1 protein-coding gene is annotated in these 337 nt (G+C 57.9%); it reads left to right on the top strand.

Translation table 11 applies throughout. The annotated features are described in order from the left end of the window. Positions 1-337, top strand: a 337-nt coding sequence (locus tag HFD99_RS25085) for an AMP-binding protein (RefSeq protein WP_167441080.1), incomplete at both ends; no start/stop codon positions are given.

The raw sequence follows: 337 nt of genomic DNA, 5'->3' as shown, positions 1-337 counted from the left end.
CAAGGGAGAAGACGATTCATCAATTGTTTGAGGAGCAGGTGGAGCGAACACCGGAACATCCGGCAGCCCTATACCAAGATCGGCAATTGACGTACCGGGAGCTGAATGCCCAAGCGAATCGGGTGGCTCACGTCCTGCGGAAGAAAGGGATCGGGCCCGATCAGATGGTGGGCATCGCAGTTCATCGATCGCTGGAGATGATCGTCGGCCTGCTGGGGATTTTGAAGGCAGGCGGGGCGTATCTGCCGTTACATCCGGAAGACCCGGAAGAACGGCTGGGATTCATGCTGGAGGATAGCGGGGCATCTATCCTGCTGACCCAGCGGGATCAGTTGGA

This window comes from Paenibacillus sp. EKM301P (genome assembly GCF_011800295.1).
GTDB classification, from domain to species: domain Bacteria; phylum Bacillota; class Bacilli; order Paenibacillales; family Paenibacillaceae; genus Paenibacillus; species Paenibacillus polymyxa.
Note: the sequence above shows the minus strand (reverse complement) of the source record. Positions and strands in the feature narration are given on the sequence as shown.